The organism is Dietzia sp. IBK-p2-15D, assembly GCF_057773105.1.
Map to the genome: position 1 here is coordinate 1 of NZ_JBYMTK010000009.1, position 24,800 is coordinate 24,800.

At 72.1% G+C, this 24,800-nt stretch carries 21 protein-coding genes; 15 read left to right on the plus strand and 6 right to left on the minus strand.

Features of this window, described 5'->3' with window-relative positions; all coding sequences use genetic code 11:
- Positions 1-228: 228 nt before the first annotated feature.
- Complete coding sequence (locus tag AC3DEV_RS12355; RefSeq protein WP_301162705.1) at positions 229-915, minus strand: TIGR03089 family protein; 687 nt, start codon at positions 913-915, stop codon at positions 229-231.
- Positions 916-974: 59 nt separating this feature from the next.
- The gene (locus AC3DEV_RS12360; protein WP_488372314.1) at positions 975-2,549 is read right to left on the minus strand and encodes an LCP family protein; all 1,575 of its coding nucleotides are present in this window, start codon (positions 2,547-2,549) and stop codon (positions 975-977) included.
- Between the two features lie 111 nt (positions 2,550-2,660).
- On the opposite strand from AC3DEV_RS12360, the gene AC3DEV_RS12365 reads away from it, so the two are divergent.
- Complete coding sequence (locus AC3DEV_RS12365; RefSeq protein WP_488372315.1) at positions 2,661-3,539, plus strand: glycosyltransferase family 2 protein; 879 nt, start codon at positions 2,661-2,663, stop codon at positions 3,537-3,539.
- A 95-nt stretch (positions 3,540-3,634) separates the two neighbouring features.
- Complete coding sequence (gene manB / locus AC3DEV_RS12370) at positions 3,635-4,750, plus strand: mannose-1-phosphate guanylyltransferase (RefSeq protein ID WP_488372316.1); 1,116 nt, start codon at positions 3,635-3,637, stop codon at positions 4,748-4,750.
- 98 nt (positions 4,751-4,848) lie between these two features.
- Here the strand turns inward: manB and AC3DEV_RS12375 are convergent, their stop codons facing one another.
- The gene (locus AC3DEV_RS12375; protein WP_488372317.1) at positions 4,849-6,306 is read right to left on the minus strand and encodes a coenzyme F420-0:L-glutamate ligase; all 1,458 of its coding nucleotides are present in this window, start codon (positions 6,304-6,306) and stop codon (positions 4,849-4,851) included.
- A complete protein-coding gene (locus AC3DEV_RS12380) occupies positions 6,303-7,382 on the minus strand; it encodes a 2-phospho-L-lactate transferase CofD family protein (protein ID WP_488372318.1) in 1,080 nt (359 codons plus the stop codon). Before AC3DEV_RS12380 ends, AC3DEV_RS12375 begins: the two co-directional genes overlap by 4 nt.
- 336 nt (positions 7,383-7,718) lie before the next feature.
- Here AC3DEV_RS12380 and AC3DEV_RS12385 point away from each other — a divergent pair, with 336 nt between their 5' ends.
- Positions 7,719-8,030: a WhiB family transcriptional regulator gene (locus AC3DEV_RS12385; RefSeq protein WP_067712264.1), complete on the plus strand. Its 312-nt coding sequence runs from the start codon at positions 7,719-7,721 to the stop codon at positions 8,028-8,030.
- Between the two features lie 83 nt (positions 8,031-8,113).
- Here the strand turns inward: AC3DEV_RS12385 and AC3DEV_RS12390 are convergent, their stop codons facing one another.
- Positions 8,114-8,635, minus strand: coding sequence for a metallopeptidase family protein (locus tag AC3DEV_RS12390; protein ID WP_307872458.1), 522 nt, complete (start codon positions 8,633-8,635; stop codon positions 8,114-8,116).
- A gap of 167 nt (positions 8,636-8,802) precedes the next feature.
- On the opposite strand from AC3DEV_RS12390, the gene AC3DEV_RS12395 reads away from it, so the two are divergent.
- The 12 genes from AC3DEV_RS12395 to secA all read left to right on the plus strand — a co-directional run bounded on the left by AC3DEV_RS12395 (position 8,803) and on the right by secA (position 24,241).
- A complete protein-coding gene (locus tag AC3DEV_RS12395) occupies positions 8,803-9,315 on the plus strand; it encodes a DUF3499 domain-containing protein (protein WP_069389313.1) in 513 nt (170 codons plus the stop codon).
- 93 nt (positions 9,316-9,408) lie between these two features.
- Positions 9,409-10,785 (plus strand): phosphomannomutase/phosphoglucomutase, encoded by a 1,377-nt coding sequence (locus AC3DEV_RS12400; protein ID WP_313313969.1) that lies wholly within the window; start codon positions 9,409-9,411, stop codon positions 10,783-10,785.
- Positions 10,778-11,872 (plus strand): hypothetical protein, encoded by a 1,095-nt coding sequence (locus AC3DEV_RS12405; protein WP_120286166.1) that lies wholly within the window; start codon positions 10,778-10,780, stop codon positions 11,870-11,872. Before AC3DEV_RS12400 ends, AC3DEV_RS12405 begins: the two co-directional genes overlap by 8 nt.
- Positions 11,873-11,876: 4 nt before the next feature.
- Positions 11,877-13,097 carry a mannose-6-phosphate isomerase, class I gene (gene manA, locus AC3DEV_RS12410; protein WP_488372319.1) on the plus strand — a complete coding sequence of 407 codons (1,221 nt, stop codon included), beginning with the start codon at positions 11,877-11,879 and terminating at the stop codon, positions 13,095-13,097.
- Between the two features lie 81 nt (positions 13,098-13,178).
- Positions 13,179-14,645, plus strand: a complete 1,467-nt coding sequence (gene ahcY / locus AC3DEV_RS12415) for an adenosylhomocysteinase (RefSeq protein ID WP_069388700.1) — start codon at positions 13,179-13,181, stop codon at positions 14,643-14,645.
- A 12-nt stretch (positions 14,646-14,657) separates the two neighbouring features.
- Positions 14,658-15,347, plus strand: a complete 690-nt coding sequence (locus AC3DEV_RS12420; protein ID WP_488372320.1) for a dTMP kinase — start codon at positions 14,658-14,660, stop codon at positions 15,345-15,347.
- Between the two features lie 85 nt (positions 15,348-15,432).
- A complete protein-coding gene (mtrA, locus tag AC3DEV_RS12425) occupies positions 15,433-16,113 on the plus strand; it encodes an MtrAB system response regulator MtrA (RefSeq protein WP_069388702.1) in 681 nt (226 codons plus the stop codon).
- Positions 16,110-17,837, plus strand: a complete 1,728-nt coding sequence (mtrB, locus tag AC3DEV_RS12430; RefSeq protein ID WP_154830294.1) for an MtrAB system histidine kinase MtrB — start codon at positions 16,110-16,112, stop codon at positions 17,835-17,837. Before mtrA ends, mtrB begins: the two co-directional genes overlap by 4 nt.
- The gene (locus tag AC3DEV_RS12435) at positions 17,834-19,579 is read left to right on the plus strand and encodes an LpqB family beta-propeller domain-containing protein (protein WP_488372321.1); all 1,746 of its coding nucleotides are present in this window, start codon (positions 17,834-17,836) and stop codon (positions 19,577-19,579) included. Before mtrB ends, AC3DEV_RS12435 begins: the two co-directional genes overlap by 4 nt.
- A gap of 4 nt (positions 19,580-19,583) precedes the next feature.
- A complete protein-coding gene (locus AC3DEV_RS12440; protein ID WP_488372322.1) occupies positions 19,584-20,354 on the plus strand; it encodes a ComF family protein in 771 nt (256 codons plus the stop codon).
- A 245-nt stretch (positions 20,355-20,599) separates the two neighbouring features.
- Positions 20,600-21,298 carry a ribosome hibernation-promoting factor, HPF/YfiA family gene (hpf, locus tag AC3DEV_RS12445; RefSeq protein WP_067712290.1) on the plus strand — a complete coding sequence of 233 codons (699 nt, stop codon included), beginning with the start codon at positions 20,600-20,602 and terminating at the stop codon, positions 21,296-21,298.
- Between the two features lie 165 nt (positions 21,299-21,463).
- The gene (secA, locus tag AC3DEV_RS12450; protein ID WP_067712293.1) at positions 21,464-24,241 is read left to right on the plus strand and encodes a preprotein translocase subunit SecA; all 2,778 of its coding nucleotides are present in this window, start codon (positions 21,464-21,466) and stop codon (positions 24,239-24,241) included.
- A gap of 31 nt (positions 24,242-24,272) precedes the next feature.
- Here the strand turns inward: secA and AC3DEV_RS12455 are convergent, their stop codons facing one another.
- Positions 24,273-24,620, minus strand: a complete 348-nt coding sequence (locus AC3DEV_RS12455) for a hypothetical protein (protein WP_488372323.1) — start codon at positions 24,618-24,620, stop codon at positions 24,273-24,275.
- Between the last annotated feature and the right edge of the window lie 180 nt (positions 24,621-24,800).

Consider the following 24,800-nt stretch of genomic DNA (forward strand, 5'->3'; position numbering starts at 1 on the left):
GATCCCCACCCCGAACACCACCGTCACGATCAACCTGGCAAACGACGGCTCACGACTGACGATCCCACCGATCGCGGCAACCCTCATCGCCGCCTGAATGACTCACAACAGGTTGACAATCACCGCGGATCCGGAATCGGAGTAGCGGATTTTCGCGTCGCTGGGGCGCTGGGGCATTGGGGCGCTGCCTCGCGCGTCGGCGGGGCGCGTGTCGCGGGCGCCGGGCGATCAGAGGGTGAGCGTGGTGCGTTCGGTGGCCGCCACGTCGGCGACCGCGGGATCGTCCGCGTCTGCTCCCGTGACGAGAACCGCCGTGCCTCCGGAGGCGAACACCCGGGCCAGGACCTGCACCACGTCGTCGCGATCGGAGCCCGCCACGAGGGCGCGGCCCGCAAGGGCGGGGTCGGCCAGTTCGGACAGCGGAGCGCCGTCGAGGGCGAGCGGGCCCCCGCCGGAGGGCACGAACGCGTCCGGGTGGATGCGGCAGGCCTCGGCGAGGTCGGTGACGCCCGGGGGGACCTCGACGCCGGCGGCCGCCAGCGGGCGGCCCATCGGGTCGGTGGTCATGAGGAGGGTCTCGATGTCGGTGGGGTGGCGATCGAGGCGGTCGGGGACGGTGACGACGGCGACGGCGTCGTCCGCGGCCCCTGTGCTCACCTCGGCGCCCGCCCACCAGGCGCCGAGGAGGACGCCCGCGGTGAGCCAGTGCGCGGGCAGGTCGCACACGATCACGTCGCCCGGCACCACCCCGAGTTCGTCGCGCAGGAGTCCGGCGATCTTCGCGGCCCAGTTGGCGGTGGAGGTGACAGACAGTTCCACTCGTGACGGGGCGGCCTGGTTGTAGTGGGTGACCATGGGGGTTCCCGGGTCGAGTGCGAGGAGCGGCTGCAGGACGGTGTCGGCGGCGGTGGTCACTCTGGGCCTCCCGGGTGGTGGTCGGTCAGTGGGCGCAGTCGGTCGGTGGGCGCAGTCGGTCAGTTGACGCAGGGCACGTCCGAGCCGGCGTCGAAGGTCGGGCGATCCGCGATGGACGGCGGCAGCGGCGCATAGGAGGAGGTGGTGGGGGAGTAGGACTCGGTGCCGGCGGCGTCGCCGGTGGGGCCACTGTAGTCCTCGGCCAGGACGACGCGGACGGAGCCGTCGGGCAGCGCTGGGTCGACCTGCACGGGCAGGCCGCCGAGGGCCTCCGATACGGCAAAGGCGGCGTCGTCGTCGGCGGAGGCTGCGGCGACGTGCGAGGTGTAGGCGGCGGCCGGGTCGGTGAGCAGGTCGCCTGCGGTGTAGCCGAGTTCGGTGAGGGCTCCGGAGACCTGCGCGGCCAGACCGTCGATCGCGGTGGTGTTGACCACGGAGACCGTCACCTCGGCGGGGTCCGGCCCCGGCGCGTCGGTGGGGGTCTGCTCCGGATCGGTGGTGGCGTCGGCGTCCGCTTCCCGATCCTCGGTGCTGGCGAAACCGGCCACGAACTCCGACACCTCGGCGGGGTCGGCGGTGACGATGGACTCGCCCCACTCGGTGAACGAGTCGATGCTGGTGACCGGGATGGTCTCGAATCGGACGTTGCCGCCGCTGATGTCCTGGAGCTTCATGGCGAAGTCGACGAAGTCCCAATTCTCGTCGATGACGAAGGACCGCTTGGCGGCGTCGACCAGCGCACCGAGTTTCGAGGGGTCGGCCAGGGTGCCGGCGGAGAGGATCTTCTTGACCAGCTGGGACATGAACACCTGCTGACGGACGATCCGGTCGAGGTCGCCCGCGGGCAGGTCATGGCGTTGGCGCACGAAGCTCAGGGCGTCCGATCCGGAGACCGTCTGGACGCCGGCACGGAAGTTCGCGCCCGACAGCGGCTCGTCGACCGGCTCGTTGAGGCAGACGGGGACGCCGCCGACCGCGTCGGTGAGCAGCACGAACCCCAGGAGGCCGATCTCGGCGTAGTGGTCGGCCTGGACGCCGGTGAGATCCTCGACGGCGCCGATGAGGCCGTTGCGCCCGGCCTTGACCGCGGCGCGCTGGTCCTCCTCGGTCAGTTCACCGTCCGGGTCGGACGCGACGGCACGCTCGAGATGGGCCTCCTTGTTCGCGGCGTAGACGCCGTTGATCTTGCTCCCGCCGACCGAGCTGGTCTCCACGTAGACGTCGCGGGGGATGGAGATCGCGGTGGCGGAACTGCCGTCCTCGGGGATCCTGATGAGCAGGATCGTGTCGGTGTTCTCGCCCTCCTCCTCGCCGGTCCGGATCGTGGCCAGTTCCTCCTGGCTGAGGGGGTTGCCCTGCGCGTCGGTCCGGTTGTCCGTGCCCACCAGAAGGATGTCGACGGCGCCGTCGAGGCCACCGTCACCCACGTCGAGACCGCCGGCGGAGGTCAGGTCCGAGCTGAGTCCGTTGAACAGGGTCCACCCGACGCCGGTGACCAGGAGACACAGGGCGGAGACGAGGGCGGCCACGACGCGACCGACCCGGTACGCGACCTGGCGGGCCGGGGTGGCGTGACGCCGTCTCCGTGCCCGGCCGGGGGCACGACGGGGAGTCGCTGGCAGCTCGGCGCTCATCCACCGTCCTTGTCGTCGAGTAGGGCCGCTCGAGGCCGCCGATGATGATCAACGGTACCGCGCCGCGCGCCGGGCGTCGGAATCCGTGGGGTGCGTCGTAGGGTGTTTCGCGTGACGACCCGACTACCCGTCGTGACGGTGACGTACTCGCCGGGCGACCACCTCCGCAGCTTCGTCGAGACCCTCCCCGCGGCCACGACCCGGCAGGTCGGCCTGGTGATGGCGGACAACGGGTCGACGGACGGGGTGCCGGAGGAGGTCGCGGCGGAGTACGGGTTCGCCGAGTTCTTCCCCACGGGCGACAACCTGGGGTACGGCACCGCCATCAACCGGGCGGTGACGCTGATCGCCGGCCGGCCGGAGGATTTCGACCAGGAGTTCGTCCTGGTGGTCAACCCGGACGTGACCTTCGAACCCGGGTCGGTGGACGAGCTCCTCGCCGCAGCCTCACGCTGGCCGCGGGCCGCCGCGTTCGGCCCGCGGATCTCCGAGACCGACGGGTCCGTGTACCCGTCCGCCCGGGCGGTGCCCCGTCTGGGCGCGGGGATCGGCCACGCCCTGCTCGGCCAGGTGTGGCCGCGGAACCCGTGGACGGCGGGGTACCTCGACGACGCGGACATGGAGACCGAGCGGACCGCCGGGTGGCTGTCGGGTTCCTGCCTGCTCCTGCGTCGCGAGGCGTTCGACGCACTGGGCGGGTTCGACGAGCGGTACTTCATGTACCTCGAGGACATCGACCTGGGCGACCGGCTCGGCAGGGCCGGGTGGCAGAACGTCTACGTGCCCGCCGCCGTCATCCACCATGACCAGGGTCACGCTGCGAACGCGGTGCCGGAGTTCACCCTCCGGGCGCACCACCGCAGCGCGTACCTGTTCCAGGCGGACAGGCACCCACACGCCTGGCAGGCACCGATACGCTGGGCGCTCAGAGCGGGCCTGGAGTTGCGGTGTCGCCTGGCGATCCGGTCCGCCCGGCGCGCCGCGGGCTGAGCCCGACACCCCGGAACCGAGACCCATCCACCGGCCACCGGAGCGGGGCGAGCGCGCCCCCGCCCGCGGCCCTTTCGACAGCAGGAGCCTTCACCGTGACCTCGACGACCCCCGAGAGTGCCACCGCCGACGACGACCTGATCGCGGACACCGAGGCGGTGGTGCTGGTCGGCGGCAAGGGCACCCGGCTCAGGCCCCTGACGATCTCGGCGCCCAAGCCGATGCTGCCCACCGCGGGCCTGCCCTTCCTGACCCACCTGCTCTCCCGGATCCGGGCGGCCGGCATCCGGCGGGTCGTGCTGGGGACCTCGTTCAAGGCCGAGGTGTTCGAGGAGTACTTCGGGGACGGCTCGGCGCTGGACCTGGACATCTCCTACGTCGTGGAGACCGAACCCCTGGGCACCGGCGGCGGCATCCGCAACGTCCTGTCCGAGCTCACCGCCTCGACGGTCATGGTGTTCAACGGCGACGTCCTCGGCGGGACCGATCTGCGAGAGATCCTCGCCCTGCACCGCGAGAAGAACGCCGACCTGACGATGCACCTGGTCCGCGTCTCCGATCCGCGCGCGTTCGGCTGCGTCACCACCGACGACGACGGGCGCGTCCAGGACTTCCTGGAGAAGACCCAGGATCCGCCGACCGACCAGATCAACGCCGGCTGCTACGTGTTCCGCCGCGAACTCATCGAGCAGATCCCCGAGGGCCAGCCGGTGTCGGTCGAGCGCGAGACCTTCCCCCAGTTGCTCAGCGAGGGCCGCCGCGTCTACGGGTTCGTCGACTCCGCCTACTGGCGGGACATGGGCACTCCGGAGGACTTCGTGCGCGGCTCGGCGGACCTGGTCCGCGGCATCGCCCCGTCGCCGGCGCTCGACGGCCACGCGGGGGAGTCCCTGGTCCACGAGGGTGCCGGGATCGGGGCGGGCGCCGTCCTGGTCGGCGGGACCGTCGTGGGGCGCGGCGCGGAGATCGGGGCCGGGGCCAGACTGGACGGCGCGGTCGTCTTCGACGGTGCCCGCATCGAGGCCGGGGCGACGGTCGAGCGTTCGATCGTCGGATTCGGCGCGAGAATCGGCCACCGGGCGCTCATCCGGGACGGCGTGATCGGTGACGGCGCCGACATCGGTGCCCGCTGCGAGCTCCTGCGCGGTGCCCGCGTGTGGCCGGGGGTGCAGATCCCCGACGGCGGGATCCGCTACTCCACCGACATGTAGGCCCGGCCGGCCTTCGCCACCCATCCGATGTCTCGCCACCCATCGGATCCGGCAGGTGGCGCGACATCGGATAGGTGGCGCTCATGGCGGCTGGCGACTCACTCCACCGTGACGTAGGCGTCGCCGGCCGGCCGCGGATCGCGTGGCGGGACCGGCTCGGCGGGCACGCCCACCGCGACCGCACCGAGCGGCCGCCACGAGCCCGGCAGTCCGAGCTCGCGGCGGGTGGTGTCGGCGGCGAAGATCGTCGACCCCACCCAGCAGGAGCCCAGCCCGCGCGCGGCGAGCGCCACCAGCAGCGACTGCACCGCGGCACCTCCGGCGACGGTGAACATGGTCTCCTCGCAGGCGGCCCGGCGGGCGTCCGGGTAGTCGTGTGCTCCGGCGTCGTCGTCGACGAACGGCAGGATCAGCTCGGGGCAGGTGCGCAGCAGGTCACCGCGCCCGAGTCGACGGGCCAGGATCTCGCCGGTGTGCCCGTCGGCGCGCAGGTCGCGTTCCCAGTCCGCGCGCAGGGCGTCCAGCAGCCGCATGCGCGCGTGGCCCGCGACGCGCACGAACCGGACGGGCGTGGAGTGGTGCGGTGCGGGGGCGGTCAGCGCATCCGCCACGGCGCCGGCCAACAGGTCCGCGTCGACGGACTCGTCGGAGAACCGTCGCACCGAGCGACGGGCGGGAACGGCCTCCCGCCGCCCCAGCGCCACCGCTTCGGCGGTGCCCAACCGGAACAGGTCCGAGGACCCGTCCCTGACCAGGTCACGGGCCCGCCGGGGGACGTCCACCTCGTCGTCGTCGTTGTTGGTGTCGTCGTCGTCGTCGCCGTTGTCGTGACCGTCGTCCAGCAGCAGGTGCCCGATCCCGCGCACCACGGCGACCGGTCGCGCCCCGAGCTTGCCCTTGACCAGGTCCGCCGCCGACGCGATCTCGTCGGCCACGGCCACGTCGGTCACGAGCAGTTCGTTGCCCTGGCGGTCCACGGCGCCGTCGTACCCCACCGACACCCGCAGTCCGGCGGCGCCGATGGCCATGTCGATCTGGCCGGTGCGCCAGGCCCGGCCCATGGTGTCGGTGACGACGACGGCGACGCGCGCGCCCGTGAGGCGTCGGAGTTCGCGGGCGAGCGCGGCGGCGGAGGCGTCAGGATCCTCGGGGAGCAGCGCGAGCTCGCGGGCCTCGACGTTGGAGCCGTCGACCCCGGCGGCGGCCTGGACGATCCCCAGCCGGTTCTCCGTGATGAGCGTGCGGTTGACGCGCGCGACCACGCGGACCGACTCGGCGTCCACGAGCCGCCGGCGCAGGGCGTCGCGCTGGTCCGGGTCGGTGGGGGCGGGAACGATCCGCCCCTCGGTCTTGGACAGCACCTTGGAGGTCAGCACCACCACGTCGCCGTCGACGAGGCCGTGCCGGTCGGCGGTGAGCGCGTCGGCGAGGGCGTGCGCGAGGTCGTCGCCGGGCCGGAACTCGGGCAGGCCGTCGGGTGCCCACATGACGACGTCCGCGGGCGCGGCGTGTTCGACGGTCCAGCGGCGGATCTCGGGGAGCGCGCCGTCGGTCATCGGTCGGTCCGGGCGGGGACCTCAAGGCCGGCCAGGTCGATCGCGGCGGCGACCATGTCCGCGGTGGCGTCGGGGTCGGTCATGAGCAGCGGGACCTCCCGGATCGCGACGCCGTCGACCGCGCCGGAGGCGTCGGCGGGCGCGTCGCCCGGGGCCACGAGCCAGCCGTCGAGCAGGCCGGTGCCGGAGCGGGCGCCGTAGTGGCGCGCCACGGCCGTCGCGGAGGTCTCTACTCCGATCGCCGTGAGGCACGTGTCGGCCATGCCGCGCAGCACCGCCCCGCCGATCACGGGGCTGATGCCCACTACGGGGGCGGGGGTGGACCGCAGCGCGGCGCGGATCCCGGGCACCGCGAGGATCGCGCCGACGGAGACCACGGGGTTGGAGGGGGCGACGACGACGAGGTCGGCCGTCTCGATCGCCTCGAGCGTCTCCGGGGTCGGCGTGGCGGCATCGGCGCCGACCTGCACGAAGCCGGAAGGCGTCAGTTGCGCCCGGTGCTTGACCCACCACTCCTGGAAGTGGATCGCCCGCGGGCCGGGGGCGTCCGCGTCAGGGCCGTCGCCGGGGGTCGCCGCGTCGCCCGCGCCGGTCCCGTCGTCGGCCGTGCCGCCGGTCACGACCACGTGCGTCTCGCAGCGGTCGTCGGTCACGGGCAGCAGGCGTACGCCGGGGGACCAGCGGGTCGACAGCGCCTCGGTGACGTGGGTGAGCCGGTAGCCGGCGTCGAGCATCTGCGTGCGCACCAGGTGGGTGGCCAGATCCTTGTCGCCCAGCCCGAACCAGTCGGGCTGCACGCCGTATGCCGCGAGTTCGTCCCGGCAGTTCCACGTCTCCCCGGCGTGGCCCCAGCCGCGCTCGGGGTCGATGCCGCCGCCGAGGGTGTACATGCAGGTGTCGAGGTCGGGACAGATGCGGACCCCGTGCATCCAGGCGTCGTCGCCGACGTTGACCACCGCGTCGATACGATGCGGCGAACCCGCTCGGGCGGACTCGGCGTCCAGTCCGAGTAGTCGGCGGGCGCCGAGCAGGAAACGGGCGCCACCGACGCCGCCGGCCAGAACACAGATCTTCACGCTCATGAGAGTAGTGACGGTGCGTGTGGCGCCGCCCCGGTGGGCCGGACAGACCCGGTCGGGAAGGGCGGGCAGTCTGCCCGCGGACGTGTCCCACGCCACAATTCGGGCGGCGTGTCACCGGCTGAGGCGGGTGGGGAAAATGGTAGGTATCCCCGATTTCGCTTGACCTACGCGGCTTGCATGTGTGTAATCACAGGTGTGTCATTCCCTGGTGGGTGACGGTAAACATCGCACAGACATCAGACAGTCCGCGATCCGACAGGGCTCCCTCGGCCGTGTCGGCGACGGGCACTCAGACGCGGACCATCGCGCACGAACATGCAACACGAAGGGATGACCGTGGATCGACAGTCACGCACCGTCGCGGGACCCGAGCTGGCCCTGGTCGACCTCGGTGTCTCCGGCCTGTTCGTCGAGGACGAGCAGGAGAGCTGGCAGGAACGGGCTCTGTGCGCGCAGACCGATCCCGAGGCGTTCTTCCCGGAGAAGGGCGGGTCGACCCGCGAGGCCAAGAAGATCTGCACCGGCTGCGAGGTCAAGGCCGAGTGCCTCGAGTACGCGCTGGCCAATGACGAGCGCTTCGGCATCTGGGGCGGGCTGTCCGAGCGTGAGCGGCGGCGCATCAAGCGCGACGCCGTCATGTGAGCCGCGTGCGGGTCATCCCAGCCCGTCACCCGGCCCCGTCTTCCGGCGCCACCTCCCACCCCTGACCGCCCCGTACCGGGCGGTCAGTTCTCGTCGGGGCCGGCCTCGACCTCGTCGGGGGAGAGTTCCAAGTGCTGGGAGACCAGTTCGACCAGCACGGAGTAGATGAGGTCCCGCAGGTCATCGCTGTCCGGCGCGCGCCGGGACAGGGGCTTGCGGAACAACACCAGCCGCGCCCGGGTCGGCTGCCCCGAGCGGTCGACGCCCGCTGGCACCAGGCGGGCGAGCGGGACGTCGCCGTCGGCCACGACCTCCTCGGGCCACGTCTCGCCGGGACGCAGTCGCATGCGGGGCACCATGTCGACCGCGAGGTCCAGATGCACCAGTCGGGAGTGCCAGTGCTGGTCGATCTCCGCGAACGCCTCGAGCGCGGCGGCGTCGAACTCGGCCGACCGGCTGCGCCACCTCGGCACCTCCGGGGGCAGGATCGGGCCGCGGGGGCCGTGCCCGCGTCGGTCCGCCCGCCGGGAGGTGACCACACGCGGGCCGCGACGCCCCGGGTCCCCGGGGAAATCTCGGACCGAGATCCGGCTGCCGGCGCACACGTCGCTCTGGCCGGCACCGGGGATCGCGGTGCCGGTGGGCGGTCGGCCGGGTACCGGGGCGGTGGGGGTCATGGCGCGAGGATAACCCCGCTCGTGGCGGGTGCGTCGAACCGGCGTGGGCGGGTCGCGGCCCCTCCGCCCCGGGTGCGGGACTACCCTGGGGCCTCGTGAGTGAGAACCGTCGTTGCTGCCGTCCGGGATGTCCCAACCGCGCGGTTGCCACGCTCACCTACGTCTATGCGGACTCCACGGCCGTCATCGGCCCGCTGCCCGCGGTCCGCGAGCCGCACGCCTGGGATCTCTGCGCGGCCCACGCACTGCGCATCACCGCCCCCCGGGGCTGGGACCTGGTGCGCCACCCGGACATCGACACCTCGGCCGAGGACTCGGACCTCACGGCGTTGCTCGACGCGGTCACCGGCGGCCCGGTCGGCGGGCGCAGGACCGGCGCCGCACTGGTCGACGCCGATCGCCTGCGTCGTCTGGGTGTCTCCGATCCCGGGCCGGTCCTCGACGACGCACGGAGCCGCACGGAGGAAGGGTCCGGCCCCGCCACCGGCCCCTCCGGCGCGACCGGACGTCCCCACCTGCGGGTCGTGCCGGACATGGCCACCGCACCCGACACCGGTACCGGCGGGTCCGGCGACGGCCGACCGGAGCCGGGCCCCGCCCCCCGCTGAGCCGCGGCCCGCGAGGTCGGTCCGCCGCCAGTACGGCGCGGGTAGTGTCAGGCAGAACACCGACCGACCCGTCTCACACCCCTGGAGCAACACGTGGCACGTAGCGCCGAGTCCGTCCGAGCAGTCATCAAGGCGTACGACGTCCGTGGTGTCGTCGGCGAACAGATCGATGAGGACTTCGTCCGCGAGGTCGGGGCGTCGTTCGCCCGCCTCATGCGTTCGGAGGGTGCCCGCACCGTGGTGATCGGCCACGACATGCGGGACTCGTCCCCGGGCCTGTCCGCCGCCTTCGCCGACGGGGTGACCGCCCAGGGACTGGACGTGGTGACCATCGGCCTGGCCTCGACCGACCAGCTCTACTTCGCCTCCGGTTCACTCGACTGCCCCGGTGCCATGTTCACCGCCAGTCACAACCCCGCCGCCTACAACGGCATCAAACTGTGCCGCCCCGGCGCCAAGCCGGTCGGGCAGGAGTCCGGCCTGCGGACCATCGCGGACGAGGTCATCGAGGGGGTCCCCGCTCACGACGGCGAGGCCGGCACCGCCACCGAGCGGGACGTCCTGGACGGCTACGGCGAGTATCTGCGCGGACTGGTCGACCTGTCGGGCATCCGCCCGCTCACGGTGGCGGTGGACGCCGGCAACGGGATGGGCGGCCACACCGTGCCGGCCGTTCTGGGCGGACTGCCGCTCGAGATCGTGCCGCTGTACTTCGAGCTCGACGGCAACTTCCCCAACCACGAGGCGAACCCGCTGGAGCCGGCCAACATCGTCGACCTGCAGGCCCTCGTCAGGGAGAGCGGGGCCGACATCGGCCTGGCGTTCGACGGCGACGCCGACCGGTGCTTCGTGGTGGACGAGCGCGGCGAGCCGGTCGCGCCGTCGGCCATCACCGCCCTCGTCGCCGAGCGTGAGCTGGCCAAGGACCCGGGCGCCTCGATCATCTACAACCTCATCACCTCCCGGGCCGTCCCCGAGCTCGTCGAGGAGAAGGGCGGCGTCGCCGTCCGTACCCGGGTCGGGCACAGCTTCATCAAGGCGCAGATGGCCGACACCGGTGCCGTCTTCGGAGGGGAGCACTCGGCGCACTACTACTTCCGCGATTTCTGGGGCGCCGACTCGGGCATGCTCGCCGCGATGCACGTCCTGGCGGCGCTGGGCGGGCAGGACGGGACCCTGTCGGCGCTCATGGCCGAGTACACCCGGTACGCCGCCTCCGGGGAGATCAACTCCACTCTCGACTCCGCCGAGGCCCAGACCGAGCGGATGGAGGAGGTCGTCACCGCGTTCTCGAAGCGCGCCGAGTCCATCGACCGGCTCGACGGCGTGACGGTGGACCTCGGCGACGGATCGTGGTTCAACCTGCGCGCCTCCAACACCGAGCCGCTGCTGCGTCTCAACGCCGAGGCGCCTACCAGGGAGGACGTCGCCGCCGTGGTCGACGAGGTCCTCGCGATCGTCCGTGCCTGACCTGACCAGCGACACCGGGGCCGGTCGGGTCGACCTCGACGACCCCGGGGCGCTGCGCGCCGCCGACGCCACGGGTGCGCTGCTCCACGCGTCGATGGCGGGCGCCCAGTTGCGCACCGTGGCCACCGCCGCGGGCGGTGGCGCGCTCGACTCGCTCGACCGATTCCGTCCGAGGGCGGTGGTCTGGGTGTCCGGGCGGTCGGACCGTGCGCGCCACGCGGCCGGCGTGGTGGCCGCACTGGCGGAGATCGGCGGCGGCCCCGCCGTCCCCCCGCTGGTGCTCGCGCGCACCCTGCCCGCGTGGGTCGGCGCTCTCGACGTGGTCCTCGTCTCCGGGGACGACGCCGGCGACCCTCGACTGGTGACCGCGATCGACTCCGCCGCCGGCCGCGGCGCGACCGTCATCGTGGACGTACCCCGGGAGGGCCCGGTCGCCGAGTCCGGCCGCGGCCGGGCCACGTGGCTCGAACCGCTCCCGTACGTGCCGCCCCACCGTGGTGTGCTGCGCCACCTGGCGGCCGGGATGGCCGTGCTCGCCGCGCTGGGCGCCCGGGGCCTGGACGTGGCCGCCGCGGCCGACGCCGTCGACATCGAACTCGAGGGGCTCGGCCCGGAACTGGCCACCCCGGTCAACCCGGCGAAGCTGCTCGCGACATCGGTGGCGGGCCGTGATCCTCTCGTGTGGATCCACTCGGACCCGGTGTCCGCGGCCTACTGTGACCGCGCGGTCGCCGCGTTCTGCGACGCCGGCAGGGTCACGGCCGCGTCCTCGGTCCCCGACGCGGTGCGTGCGCACGCCGAACGGGCCCAGGGTCGTCCGCCGACGGATCCGCTGGCGAGCCTGTTCCACGACGAGGAGTTGGACGGACCACGCGACGATCTGCCCGTCAGGTACGTCGGTATGGTGTTGGGCGCGGACGAGGAGATCGTCCGGCTGGCCGCGGGCCCGCTCGCGGATGTCGAGTGGATCACCGATCGCGGTCGGGACACGGCCGGCGACGCCCCGGCCCCGTTGAGCGGAAAGGTGGCAGCGCTCATGGCCCGCACGGAACTGGCCGCCGCCTACCTCCTCGTCGGAGGTCTGTAGGTCCGTGGTCGCACTCGAACCGGTGGTCCAGGCCTACGCCTGGGGCTCCCGGACCGCGCTTCCCGAGCTGTGCGGGATCACCTCGCCGGCGCCCCACCCCGTCGCCGAGCACTGGTTCGGCGCGCACGACTCCGGCTCCTCGCGGTGCTCGGACGGTCGCGGCCTCGACGCACGGATCGCCGCCGACCCCGAGCGCGAGCTGGGCCCGCGGGTGCTGGCCGAGCACGGCGGGGGACTGCCCTTCCTGGTCAAGCTGCTCTCCGCCGAACAGGCACTGTCGCTCCAGGCCCATCCGTCCCCGGAGAAGGCGCGTGAGGGTTTCGCGGCGGAGGACGCGCGCGGGATCGCCGTCGACGCGCCGGACCGCAACTACCGCGACGTCAACCACAAGCCCGAGATCCTCGTCGCGCTCACCGAGTTCCACGCCCTCGTGGGCTTCCGCCCGGTGGAGCGCACGGTGGCACTGCTCGACGCGCTGGGCGTCGCGTCCCTGAAGCCCTACCGGGACATGCTCGCCGGGCAGCCCGACGCCGAGGGTCTGCGCGCGGTCTTCACCACCTTCGTCACGATGCCGCACGTCGTACTGGCCGGCGTCGTGCCCGACCTGGTGACCTGTGCGGTGTCCTACCTCACCGACCACGGGGTCGAGGGGCCGTGGTCCCCGGTGGCCGCGACGATCACCGAACTCGCCGAGCGGTACCCGACCGATCCGGGGGTCCTGGGTGCGCTGCTGCTCAACCGGGTCGTCCTCCAGCCGGGCGAGGCCGTCTACCTGGGGCCCGGGCAACTCCACGCCTACCTACGGGGCGTCGGTGTGGAGGTCATGGCCAACTCGGACAACGTCCTGCGCGGCGGCCTGACCCCCAAGCACGTCGACGTCCCCGAACTGATGCGGGTGCTCGAGTTCAGCCCGCTCGCAGACCCCACCGTCCGGGCGGTCGAGGCCGACCGCGACATCCCCGGCGAGGTCGACTACCCCACGCCCGAACCCGATTTCGCGTTGTCGCGCATCGACGTGCCGGCCGACGGCGACCCGGCCGCCTGGCGACCGGAGGGCCCCGAGGTGCTGCTGTGCACCTCCGGCGAGGCGGTCGTGGACTCCGACGGGGCGAGCGAGGCCCTCGCGCCCGGGCGGGCCGTGTGGGTACCGGCCTCGACCTCCCGGGTGTGTCTGCGCAGTACCGCCGGGGCCACCGTGTTCCGGACCCGCGTCGCCGGCGGGTGACGGGGCCGACACCCCGGCGGGCCGTCCCGCTAGTGTGGGGCGGAAGTCTTTCGCGAGTCAACGAGGAGCTGGTCGAGGAACATGTCCGCTGATCTGCAGGTTCAGTCCGTCAACGGTGTCGAGTTCAAGGTGGCGGATCTGTCGCTGGCGGAGGCGGGCCGCAAGCAGATCCGTCTGGCCGAGCACGAGATGCCGGGTCTGATGGCGCTGCGCGAGGAGTACGCGGCCGAGCAGCCGCTGGCCGGCGCCCGGATCGCGGGGTCGATCCACATGACGGTGCAGACCGCGGTGCTGATCGAGACGCTGACCGCGCTGGGTGCGGAGGTCCGGTGGGCCTCGTGCAACATCTTCTCCACGCAGGACGAGGCGGCCGCGGCGGTCGTGGTGGGCCCGGAGGGGACCCCGGAGGCTCCGCGGGGCGTGCCGGTGTTCGCGTGGAAGGGCGAGACCCTCACCGAGTACTGGTGGTGCACCGAGCAGATCATGACCTGGCCGGAGACCGAGCCGAACATGATCCTCGACGACGGTGGCGACGCCACGATGCTCGTGATCAAGGGCAAGGAGTTCGAGCAGGCCGGCGCCGTGCCCTCGGACGACTCGGCCTGGTCCGCGGAGGAGAAGGTCTTCCACGCGCTGCTGCGTGAGTCCGTTCCGGCCAACCCGGGCAAGTACACGGCGATCGCCGAGTCGGTCCAGGGCGTGACCGAGGAGACCACCACCGGCGTGCACCGCCTGTACCACTTCCACAACGAGGGCGTGCTGCCGTTCCCGGCGATGAACGTCAACGACGCGGTCACCAAGAGCAAGTTCGACAACAAGTACGGCACCCGCCACTCGCTGCTGGACGGCATCAACCGCGGCACCGATGCCCTCATCGGCGGCAAGAAGGCCCTGGTGTGCGGTTACGGCGACGTGGGCAAGGGCTGCGCCGAGGCGCTGGCCGGGCAGGGCGCGCGCGTGCAGGTCACCGAGATCGACCCGATCAACGCGCTGCAGGCGCTGATGGACGGCTTCGACGTGGTCACCGTGGACGAGGCCATCGCCGATGCGGACATCATCATCACCGCCACGGGCAACAAGGACATCATCACCTTCGAGCACATGACGCGGATGAAGAACAAGGCCATCCTGGGCAACATCGGCCACTTCGACAACGAGATCGACATGGCCGGGCTCGAGTCCGCCGAGGGCGTCACCCGCATCAACATCAAGCCGCAGGTCGACGAGTTCGTCTTCGACGACGACGGCCGCTCGATCATCGTGCTGTCCGAGGGGCGCCTGCTCAACCTGGGCAACGCCACCGGGCACCCGTCGTTCGTGATGTCCAACAGCTTCTCCGACCAGGTCATCGCCCAGATCGAGCTGTTCACCAAGGCCGACCAGTACCCGATCGGGGTGCACCTGCTGCCCAAGATCCTCGACGAGAAGGTCGCCCGCCTGCACGTGGAGGCGCTCGGAGGCTCCCTGACCACGCTGGCCAAGGACCAGGCCGAGTACATCGGCGTGGACGTCGAGGGCCCCTTCAAGCCCGACCACTACCGCTACTGAGCGACGCCGGGGATGGTCGCACGGCTGGTGGTCGTCGAGGGTCTCGACGGCGCGGGGAAGAACACGCTGACGACGGCGCTCGTCGCCGAGCTCGCCTCCCGCGGTCTCTCGGTCGGCCGCCTGGCCTTCCCCCGGTACGGCACCCTGCACGCCGACCTGGCCGCCGACGCACTGCACGGTGGCCAGGCCGGCACCGCGGACTCGCCCCACGCGATGGCACTGCTGTTCGCGATGGACCGGCACGCCGCGCTGGGCGAGCTCGCGCAGCTGGGGTCCACCCACGACGTGGTGCTGCTCGACCGGTACGTGGCCTCCAACGCCGCGTACACCGCCGCCCGGCTCGGTCCGGACCGCGAGTCCGAGGTGGTCGAGTGGATCGGCACCCTCGAGTTCGACCGGCTCGGGCTGCCCTTCCCCGACCTGCAGATCCTGCTCGACACCCCGGTGGAGCTGGCGGCACGGCGCGCGGGCTCCCGGGAGGCCGCCGATCCGGCGCGCGTCCGCGACCGCTACGAACGCGACGCGGAGCTGCAGGCGGCGACCGGGCGGGTCTACCGTCGGCTCGCCGCCGCAGGGTGGCGTTCGCCCTGGCGCGTGATCGGGGCGGACCCCCACGTGCGGGAGTTGGCCGACCTCGTCGTCGTCCCCCCTCCGGCCGCCGCGCCGCACCCCGGTCCGTCGGGTCGGCCGGGTAAGGTCTGAGAGGGCAGGAACACGACCCGCGGTGCGTGCCCACGGGTGGTGAGCCTGACGACGCCTACACGATACGCCGACACAAGTGGTGACCATGACCCCGAAGATCCTCGTCGTCGACGACGACGCCGCACTGGCAGAGATGCTCACCATCGTCCTGCGGGGCGAGGGGTTCGAGACCGAGATCGTCGGCGACGGAGTCCGGGCCATCGAGACGTTCCGCGCGGTGCAGCCCGACCTGGTTCTGCTGGACCTCATGCTGCCGGGCAAGAGCGGGATCGACGTGTGCCGCGAGATCCGCGCCGAGTCCCGGGTGCCGATCGTCATGCTCACGGCCAAGACCGACACCGTCGACGTGGTGCTCGGCCTGGAGTCCGGCGCGGACGACTACATCATGAAGCCCTTCAAGCCGAAGGAGCTGGTGGCCCGCATCCGGGCCCGCCTGCGTCGCGGCGAGGACGAGCCCAGCGAGGTCCTGCACATCGGCGACGTGACGATCGACGTCCCCGCGCACACGGTCACCCGCGAGGGCACGCCGATCCCGCTCACCCCGCTCGAGTTCGACCTCCTGGTGGAACTGGCCCGCAAGCCCCGCCAGGTGTTCACGCGTGAGGTCCTGCTCGAACACGTGTGGGGCTACCGCCACTCGGCCGACACCCGGCTGGTCAACGTCCACGTCCAGCGCCTGCGGGCGAAGATCGAGAAGGACCCCGAGAACCCGGAGGTCGTCCTCACCGTGCGCGGCGTCGGCTACAAGGCCGGTCCGGTCTCGTGACCACCGCTCGTCCCGACGACGCGGTGGCGTCCACCGGGGACGAGCCCGACACCCGGGACGTGACCGACTCGTCACCGACCTTCCGGGAGCGACTGTCCGAACTCGACCCGGCCGCCATCGGCGGACGGATCGCGCGGCTGTGGCGGCGGTCGCTGCAGCTGCGGGTCGTCACCTCCACGCTGGCGCTGTCGATGGGCGTGATCCTCACGATCGCGTTCATGTTGCAGAGCCAGATGGCCGCCCAGCTGCTGTCGACCAAACTCGATGCGGCCATCGAGCAGGCCAGCAGGCTCCGCCTCACGGTGCAGGCGCAGATCGCCGCCACCGACGAGGGCACGAGCGAGCAGTCCCGGATCGACCAGGCGCGGAGCGCCATCAGCGACCGCGGGCTCGCCTCCGACGGGGACTCCGTCCACGCCGGCACCTTCGACCCGATCCTCGTGGTGCCGGACCAGACCGGCCGCGGCCAGGTGGTCAGCCCCTCCGGGGCGCAGGTGCCACCGGAGCTGCAGTCCCTGGTCCAGCGGGGCAGGATCGCCTCGCAGTACGTCACCGTCGACTTCCGTGGCGAGCAGGCCAAGGCGCTCATGCTCGGCACGCCGACGGACTCCTCCATCCCCGGACTCGAGCTGTACCTCGTCTACCCGCTCACCGCGGAGGAACAGACCCTCGGGATCATGCGGGGGATCGTCGCCACGGCGGGCCTGGCGATCATCGTCCTGTCCGCGGCGATCGCGTGGATAGTGGCCCGGCAGGTCGTCCTGCCCGTGCGGCAGGCGGCCTCCATCGCCCAGCGCTTCGCCAACGGCCACCTCAAGGAACGGATGGTCATCCGCGGCGAGGACGACGTCGCGCGCCTGGCCATGGCGTTCAACGACATGGCGCAGAGCCTGTCGGACCAGATCACCCAGCTCGAGGAGTTCGGTGACCTGCAGAAGCGGTTCACCTCCGACGTCTCCCACGAGCTACGCACCCCGCTGACCACCGTCCGGATGGCGGCGGACATCATCTCCGACTCCGCCGCCGACCTGGACGCCCCCGCCAAACGCGCGGTGGAGCTGCTCGAATCCGAACTCGACCGGTTCGAGAGCCTGCTCACCGACCTGCTCGAGGTCTCCCGCCACGACGCCGGCATGGCCGAGCTCGCGACGGCCGAGATGGACGTGCGCACCTCCGTCGCGGACTCGGTCGGCACCGTGGCCCACATCGCCGAGGCCGCCGGGGTGGAGGTCGAGGTCGACATGCCCGACGAGCCGGTCATGGCCGAGGTCGACTCGCGGCGCGTCGAGCGGATCTTGCGCAATCTCGTGGCGAACGCGCTCGACCACAGTGAGTCCAAGCCGGTGAAGGTCACCCTGCGGTGTTCGGACGCCGCCCTCGCCGTCTCGGTCCGCGACCACGGGGTGGGGCTCAAACCCGGGGAGGAGACCCGGGTGTTCAACCGCTTCTGGCGCGCGGACCCCTCACGGGTGCGCCGTTCCGGCGGCACCGGGCTCGGCCTGGCGATCGCCCTCGAGGACGCCAAGCTCCACGGGGGCCGGCTGGACTGCTGGGGCAGCCCGGGGGAGGGGTCCTGCTTCCGTCTGACCATCCCGCGCCGCCGCGGCGGCACGCTCACCTCCAGTCCGCTACCCCTCACCCCCGAGGACGAGGCCAGGCTTGTGCGTACCGGCTCGCCGACCCCCCTCGAGCGGGTCCCCGGGGCAGGGGAGAGCCGGCCATGACCCGGCCCCGGCCCCGGTCCCTGCTCGTGTCGGTGGCGCTGGTCTGCGCGACCGGGCTGGCGGCGACCGGGTGCGCCACGCTGCCCTCGTCGTCGTCCCCCCAGGTCATCGACACCTTCTCGCCGGAGGGCAGCGAACTGTCGGTCCCCACCCCGGTACCGGACCAGGAACCGGACCTCCTGGTCCGCGACTTCCTCAAGGCCGCGGCGATCGCCGATCAGCGGCACGCCGCCGCCCGCCAGTTCCTCACCCCGGACGCCGCCGAGGACTGGGACGACCTCGCGGAGACCATCATCGTGCTGCGCGCCGACCTCAGCGCCGAGGGCGGCCGGTCGGCCGACCGCGCCGAGTACACGCTGCGTGCGGAGAAGGTCGGCACCCTCGACCCCGGCGGCATCTTCCGCGAGGACGTCGGCCAACTCGAGGTCACCATCGGCCTGACCCGCACCGACGGCCAGTGGCGCATCGACGAACTGCCGCCCGGGGTGGTGATCGAGAAGGCCGAGTTCTTGTCGACCTACGCGCAACGGGACCTGTTCTTCCTCTCCGGATCCGGTGACGCGCTCGTCCCGGACCCGCGCTGGACGGCCGCCGACCGCACCGATCTCGAGTACTCGCTCGTCAATCTGCTCGCCACCGGCCCCCGGCCCGGACTCACCGACGCGGTCCTGTCCCGCGTACCCGCCTCCGTCTCCGTCCGCCCCGACGAGGACGAGGACGGCGCCGACGCCGCGGGCACCACCATCGACTTCGCCGGATTGCCGGTCCTCAGCAGCCAGGCCACCACCCAGTTCGCCGCGCAGGTCGTGTGGACCCTCGCCCGCGCCGACGTCCCCGGCCCCTACCGCCTCGAACGGGACGGCGCCCCCCTCGACGAGCGATACGCGAACGGGTGGACCACCGAGGACGTCCGTGACTTCGACCCCTACCCGCCGGCGGAGCCCATGCGATACGCCCTCACCGCCGCGGACGGGCTGGTGCGGCTCGAGGCCGGCGGCGCACGACCGGCCTCGGGGCCCTGGTCGGAGGTGCGCGGCGGCACCAGCGCGGTGATCTCCCACGACGGGCGCAACCTCGCCGTGGTGACCGGGGAGGGTGAGATCGGACCGCGCCGTGTCCTGGTGGGGCCGATCGACGGCGGGCCCGCCGAGGCCCTCACCGCCGGGACGGTGGCCGGCCCGACGTTCCACCCGGTGACAGGGCGGGCCTGGGTGCTGGTCGACGACGCGCGACTGCTCCGCATCGGGATGGGCGAGAACGCCCCCGCCGTCCAGGAGCTGGACGCCGGGCCGCTCCTCGCCCTCGGGGCGAGGGTGACCGGCCTGCGTATCGACCAGTCCGGAACCCAACTGGCCGTGGTCGTCGACGGCAAGGTGTTCATCGGCGCGTTGTCCGCCGAGACCGGACAACCGCTGCCGGGCACGTTCCGCCAGGTCGGCCGCGCACTCGGGGAGACCGTCACCGCCGTGGCGTGGCGGGACCGGTCCACGATCGTCGTGGGTCGCGACACCACCGAGGCCCCCGTCGCGACCGTCTCCGTGGACGGGGCGATCGCCGAGCCGTTGTCCCAGCGCAACATCTCCGGGCCGGTGACCGCGGTCGCGGCGGCCGGGCGCGAGATCTACGTGGTGGACCGGCGGTCCCTGCTGCGACTCGACACCGGTGCCGACACCGGTGACAGGTACTGGCGGGAGATCGCCGGACTGGCCGCCATCCGCGCGGACCCGGTGGTGGCGGGCTGAGCCGGTGACCGCCGGGGACGAGGGAGCGCCGGCCCGGTGGCGCGGCGGGGAGACCTGGACCGCAGCTCTCGCCGACCTGGTCGTACCCCTGGAATGCGCCGGGTGCGGCCGCCCCCGTCACCGGTGGTGCCCGGACTGCGCCGCCACACTCGCGGGCGCCCCGCTGGGAGTGCGGACCCGCGCCGACCTACGGGTACCGGTCTGGGCGCTGTCCCGGCACGCCGGCCCGGCCGCCCGGGCGGTGTCCGCCTACAAGGACCGCGGGCGGGCCGACCTGGCACGGCCCCTCGGAGCGGCACTGGCCGCGGCCATCGACGCGCTCCGGGCAGCCGGGGAGATCGCGGAGGCGGGCGACCGCCCCACCGTGCTGGTGCCCGCCCCCGCGTCGGCCCGGGCCCGGCGGCGACGGGGGTTCGACCACGTCCGCGGCGTCGTGGACGTCCTCGCCGCCGAGCTCGCCGACTCGGTGCCGGGCGGGCCGGTGGTGGTGGCCCCGCTCCTCGAGGTCCGGGGACGGGTGCGGGATGCGGCCGGGCTCGGCGCGCAGGCCCGCGCGGACAATCTCTCGGGGCGGATCCGCCGCCGCCCGGTGGGCACCGGGTTGCGGGCGACCCCGGGGGCGCCGGCGACCGTGCCCGCCCTGTTGGGGACACCGTCGACCGTGCTCCTCGTCGACGACGTGGTCACCACGGGCGCCACTGCCGCGCAATGCGTCGCGGTCCTGGACGCGGGCGGGTTGCGCGTCACGGGTGTGCTCGCCGTGACCGCCGCCTGACGGCGGACGACTCCCCGCGGGGGAGGGGTCGACGCGACCTTCGCGGTCCGCGGGTCCGCGCCCACGCGAGGGGGTAGGGTGGGTTTTGGACGCGTTCACCAGCACGTTCGCCGCCTGGCGGCTCCGGTGGACAGCGTCTGCAGAGTATCCACTCAGCCATGTGGGTGGCCCCTTCGGCCGGGATTCCGGGCGGTTACCGGATCGGCCGCAGCGGTCCGCCGCAGGCCCGATGAGGAGGAGCTTCGATGGCGAAGACCCCCGCAGTCCTGCTTGATCCCGCCACCTTCGACGGTCCGTCGACAGACGACCCCGGTACGCCGGAGGCCCCGGTCACCATCCGTGGCCGCAATGTCGAGGTCCCCGAACACTTCGCGAGCCGCATCAACGCCAAGCTCGCGAAGATCGAGAAGATCTCGCCGGCCATCCAACGGTTCGACGTGATCCTGCTGCACGAGAACAACCCGCGGCTGTCCAAGGTGAGCCAGCGCATCGAGATCACCCTCAAGGGCAAGCCCGGCGTCGCTCGCGCGGAGGCGGCCGAGGACACCTTCTACGCGGCCCTCGAGTCGGCGGTCGCCAAGCTCGAGCGTCAGATGCGCAAGGCCCGCACGCGGCGCAAGATCAGCCACTCCGGCCACCGGCGCCCCCAGTCCGTCGCCGAGGCGACCGCCGAGCTGACGGCCGACGCCGCCCCGGCCGAGATGCTGGACGGGGTCGACGGCGCCGAGTACAACGACGGGGTCGACGAGCAGATGCCGGGACAGATCGTGCGGAAGAAGGAGCACGACGGCGCCCCGATGTCGGTCGACGAGGCACTCGAGAAGATGGAGCTGGTGGGCCACGACTTCTATCTCTTCCGGGATACCGAGACCGGACGCGCCACCGTCGTCTACCGCCGGCACGCGTTCGACTACGGGCTCATCACCCTGAGCGACGAGGGCTGACGGCCCCGTCCCGTAACCCCCGAGGGCGGTCCGGTCCCCCCTGACCGGACCGCCCTCGGCGTGTCACGACGGCCCACAGCGCCTAGGATGAGGACGGGCCCGCGTGTCGCCACGCAGGTCGCCGTATCCACGACCACTTCCCCGACCACGAGGACGTTCGAGACTGTGTCGATTCTTTCCAAGCTGCTCCGTGCCGGCGAGGGGCGAAAGCTCAAGAAGTACACCGCTCTCGCCGACTACGTGGACACACTCGCCGACGAGACGGAGAAGCTGAGCGACGACGAACTGCGGGCAAAGACCGACGAGTTCAGGCGTCGCGTCGCCGACGGGGAGACGTTGGACGAGCTCCTCCCGGAGGCCTTCGCGGTGGCCCGCGAGGCGGCCCATCGGGTCCTCGGTCAGAAGCCCTACAAGGTGCAGATCATCGGCGCCATCGTGCTGCACACCGGCTCGGTCGCCGAGATGAAGACCGGTGAGGGCAAGACCCTGACCTGTGTGTTGCCGGCCTACCTCAACGCCCTCGCCGGGAACGGCGTGCACGTGGTCACCGTCAACGACTACCTGGCCAAGCGCGACGCGGAATGGATGGGTCGCGTCCACCGCTTCCTGGGCCTGTCGGTGGGAGCGATCCTCGGCGGGATGACCCCGGCGCAGCGCCGCGAGGCCTATCACGCCGACATCACCTACGGGACCAACAACGAGTTCGGCTTCGACTACCTGCGCGACAACATGGCGCACGACACCGCCGATCTGGTCCAGCGCGGCCACAACTACGCGATCGTGGACGAGGTCGACTCGATCCTCATCGACGAGGCACGCACCCCGCTCATCATCTCGGGCCCCGCCGACGGTTCCAGCAAGTGGTACGGCGAGTTCGCGCGCATCGCCCCGCTGCTGGAGGAGGGGACCCACTACGAGGTCGACCGCAAGAAGCGGACCATCGGCGTGACCGAGCAGGGCGTGGAGTTCGTCGAGGACCAGCTCGGGATCGACAACCTCTACGAGGCCGCGAACTCGCCACTGGTGAGCTACCTGAATAACTCCATCAAGGCCAAGGAGCTGTTCACCAAGGACAAGGACTACATCGTCCGCGACGGCGACGTGATCATCGTCGACGAGTTCACCGGCCGCGTCCTCGACGGTCGCCGCTACAACGAGGGCATGCACCAGGCGATCGAGGCCAAGGAGCGCGTGGAGATCAAGGCCGAGAACCAGACGCTGGCCACCATCACCCTGCAGAACTACTTCCGGCTGTACGACAAGCTGGCGGGCATGACGGGCACGGCCGAGACCGAGGCCGCCGAGCTCTACTCGATCTACAAGCTCGAGGTCATGCCCATCCCGACCAACCGGCCGATGGCCCGCGAGGACCAGGCGGACCTCATCTACAAGACGGAGGAGGCGAAGTTCGCCGCCGTCGTGGAGGACATCGCCGAGCGGGTCGAGAAGAAGCAGCCGGTGCTCGTGGGCACCGCCTCGGTCGAGCGCAGTGAGCACCTGTCAAAGCTGCTCACGCGCAAGGGCATCAAGCACCACGTCCTCAACGCCAAGTTCCACGCCTCGGAGGCGCAGATCATCGCGCAGGCCGGACGGCCCGGTGCGGTCACGGTCGCCACGAACATGGCCGGCCGCGGCACCGACATCGTCCTCGGCGGCAACGCCGACATCATCGCCGACCTCAACCTGCGCGAGCGCGGACTCGACCCGGTCACCACCCCGGAGGAGTACGAGCAGGCCTGGGACACCGAGATCGAGCGGATGCGCACGCTCACCAAGGAGGAGGCGGAGCGGGTCCGCCAAGCCGGTGGCCTGTACGTGCTCGGCACCGAGCGGCACGACTCGCGGCGCATCGACAACCAGCTGCGCGGGCGCTCGGGACGTCAGGGCGACCCGGGCGAGTCACGCTTCTACCTCTCGCTGGGTGACGAGCTCATGAGGCGCTTCAACGGTGCTGCCGTCGAGGCGATCATGAATCGTCTGAGCCTGCCCGACGACGTGCCGATCGAGGCCGGCATGGTCTCGCGGGCCGTGAAGAACGCCCAGACGCAGGTCGAGTCGCAGAACTTCGAGATCCGCAAGGACGTCCTCAAGTACGACGAGGTGATGAACCAGCAACGCACGGTGATCTACCGTGAGCGCAAGCGGATCCTCGAGGGCGAGGACATCACCGACCAGGTCGAGTCGATGATCTACCAGGTCGTCAGCGCCTACGTCGACGGTGCCACCGCCGAGGGGTACGTCGAGGACTGGGACCTGGACAAGCTGTGGGACGCGCTCCACCAGCTCTACCCGGTGACGATCGCGGCGCAGGACATCATCGACGGCGACGAGTACGGGTCGTCCGGCGACCTGTCCGCCAAGAACCTCAAGGACGCCGTCCTCGACGACGTCTTCGCCCGCTACGACGAGCGTGAGGCAGAGATCGAGGGCATCGGTGGCGAGGGTGCCATGCGTCAGCTCGAGCGGTCGGTCATGCTGCAGGTCCTCGACCGGAAGTGGCGCGAGCACCTCTACGAGATGGACTACCTCAAGGAGGGCATCGGCCTCCGCGCGATGGCCCAGCGTGACCCGCTCGTCGAGTACCAGCGCGAGGGCTACGACATGTTCTCGGTGATGATGGACGGCGTCCGTGAAGAGACGGTGGCGTTCCTGTTCAACGTCAAGGTCGAGGCCAACCAGCAGCAGAAGGCGATGGCCGGTCCCTCCGCGTCGCAGGCGGCGGCACTCGCCGGCGCCAATCCGATCCTCCGGGCCGCCGGTACCGGCCGGGATGTGAGTGCGGACCAGATGCAGTTCTCCGGCCCGTCGGAGAGTGGCGACCCGGAGCTGGTCGACGAGGGTGCCTCCGCGAACCGGGCGGAGCGGCGGTCTCAGGAGCGGCAGCAGCGCGCAGAGCGCCGCGAGAGGGCGGCCAAGGCCGCCACCAGGGGCCGCCGGGACTGACCCGGCACCCCCGCGCGGCCCGCGGGATGGTTCAGACCAACCTGAGGGCTACGCAGCCGGCACCGGTGGGGGTGACCCGAATGCGGGCCGCGACGGCGAACAGTCGCGGCCCGCGGGCGTACGTGGCGCAGACCTCGTAGTCGACCGCCTCCGCGTCCGGCGCTCGTCCGGGGTCGGCCGTGCGGCCTTCCGACCTGCCGGGCTCCGCCCGACCGGGGTCGGCGGCGTGGATGTGCAGCCGGTGAACCCTGGCTGGTCCCAGGTGCTGTCCGGGCACACCGTCACGCGCGAGCGTGCGCAGCATCTCTGCGAGATGGGGCGGGAACGCGCCCCTGGTGTGGTGCGGGGCCCGCCTGCGATCCACGACTTCCAGAGCCATGACGACCAGGGCGTGTGCGGCCCGCCGCGCGGGGACCGGGACGCCGCGTTCCGGAGCCGGCACCGGCCTGGCGGGCGGGGTGACGACGCACTCCCGATCCGTCGTCCCCGCGGCCCCCGGCACTCCCGGCGCGGGTTCGGTGGAGGGTAGGGGCCGGACGCGGCCGGCCTCCCGATCGGT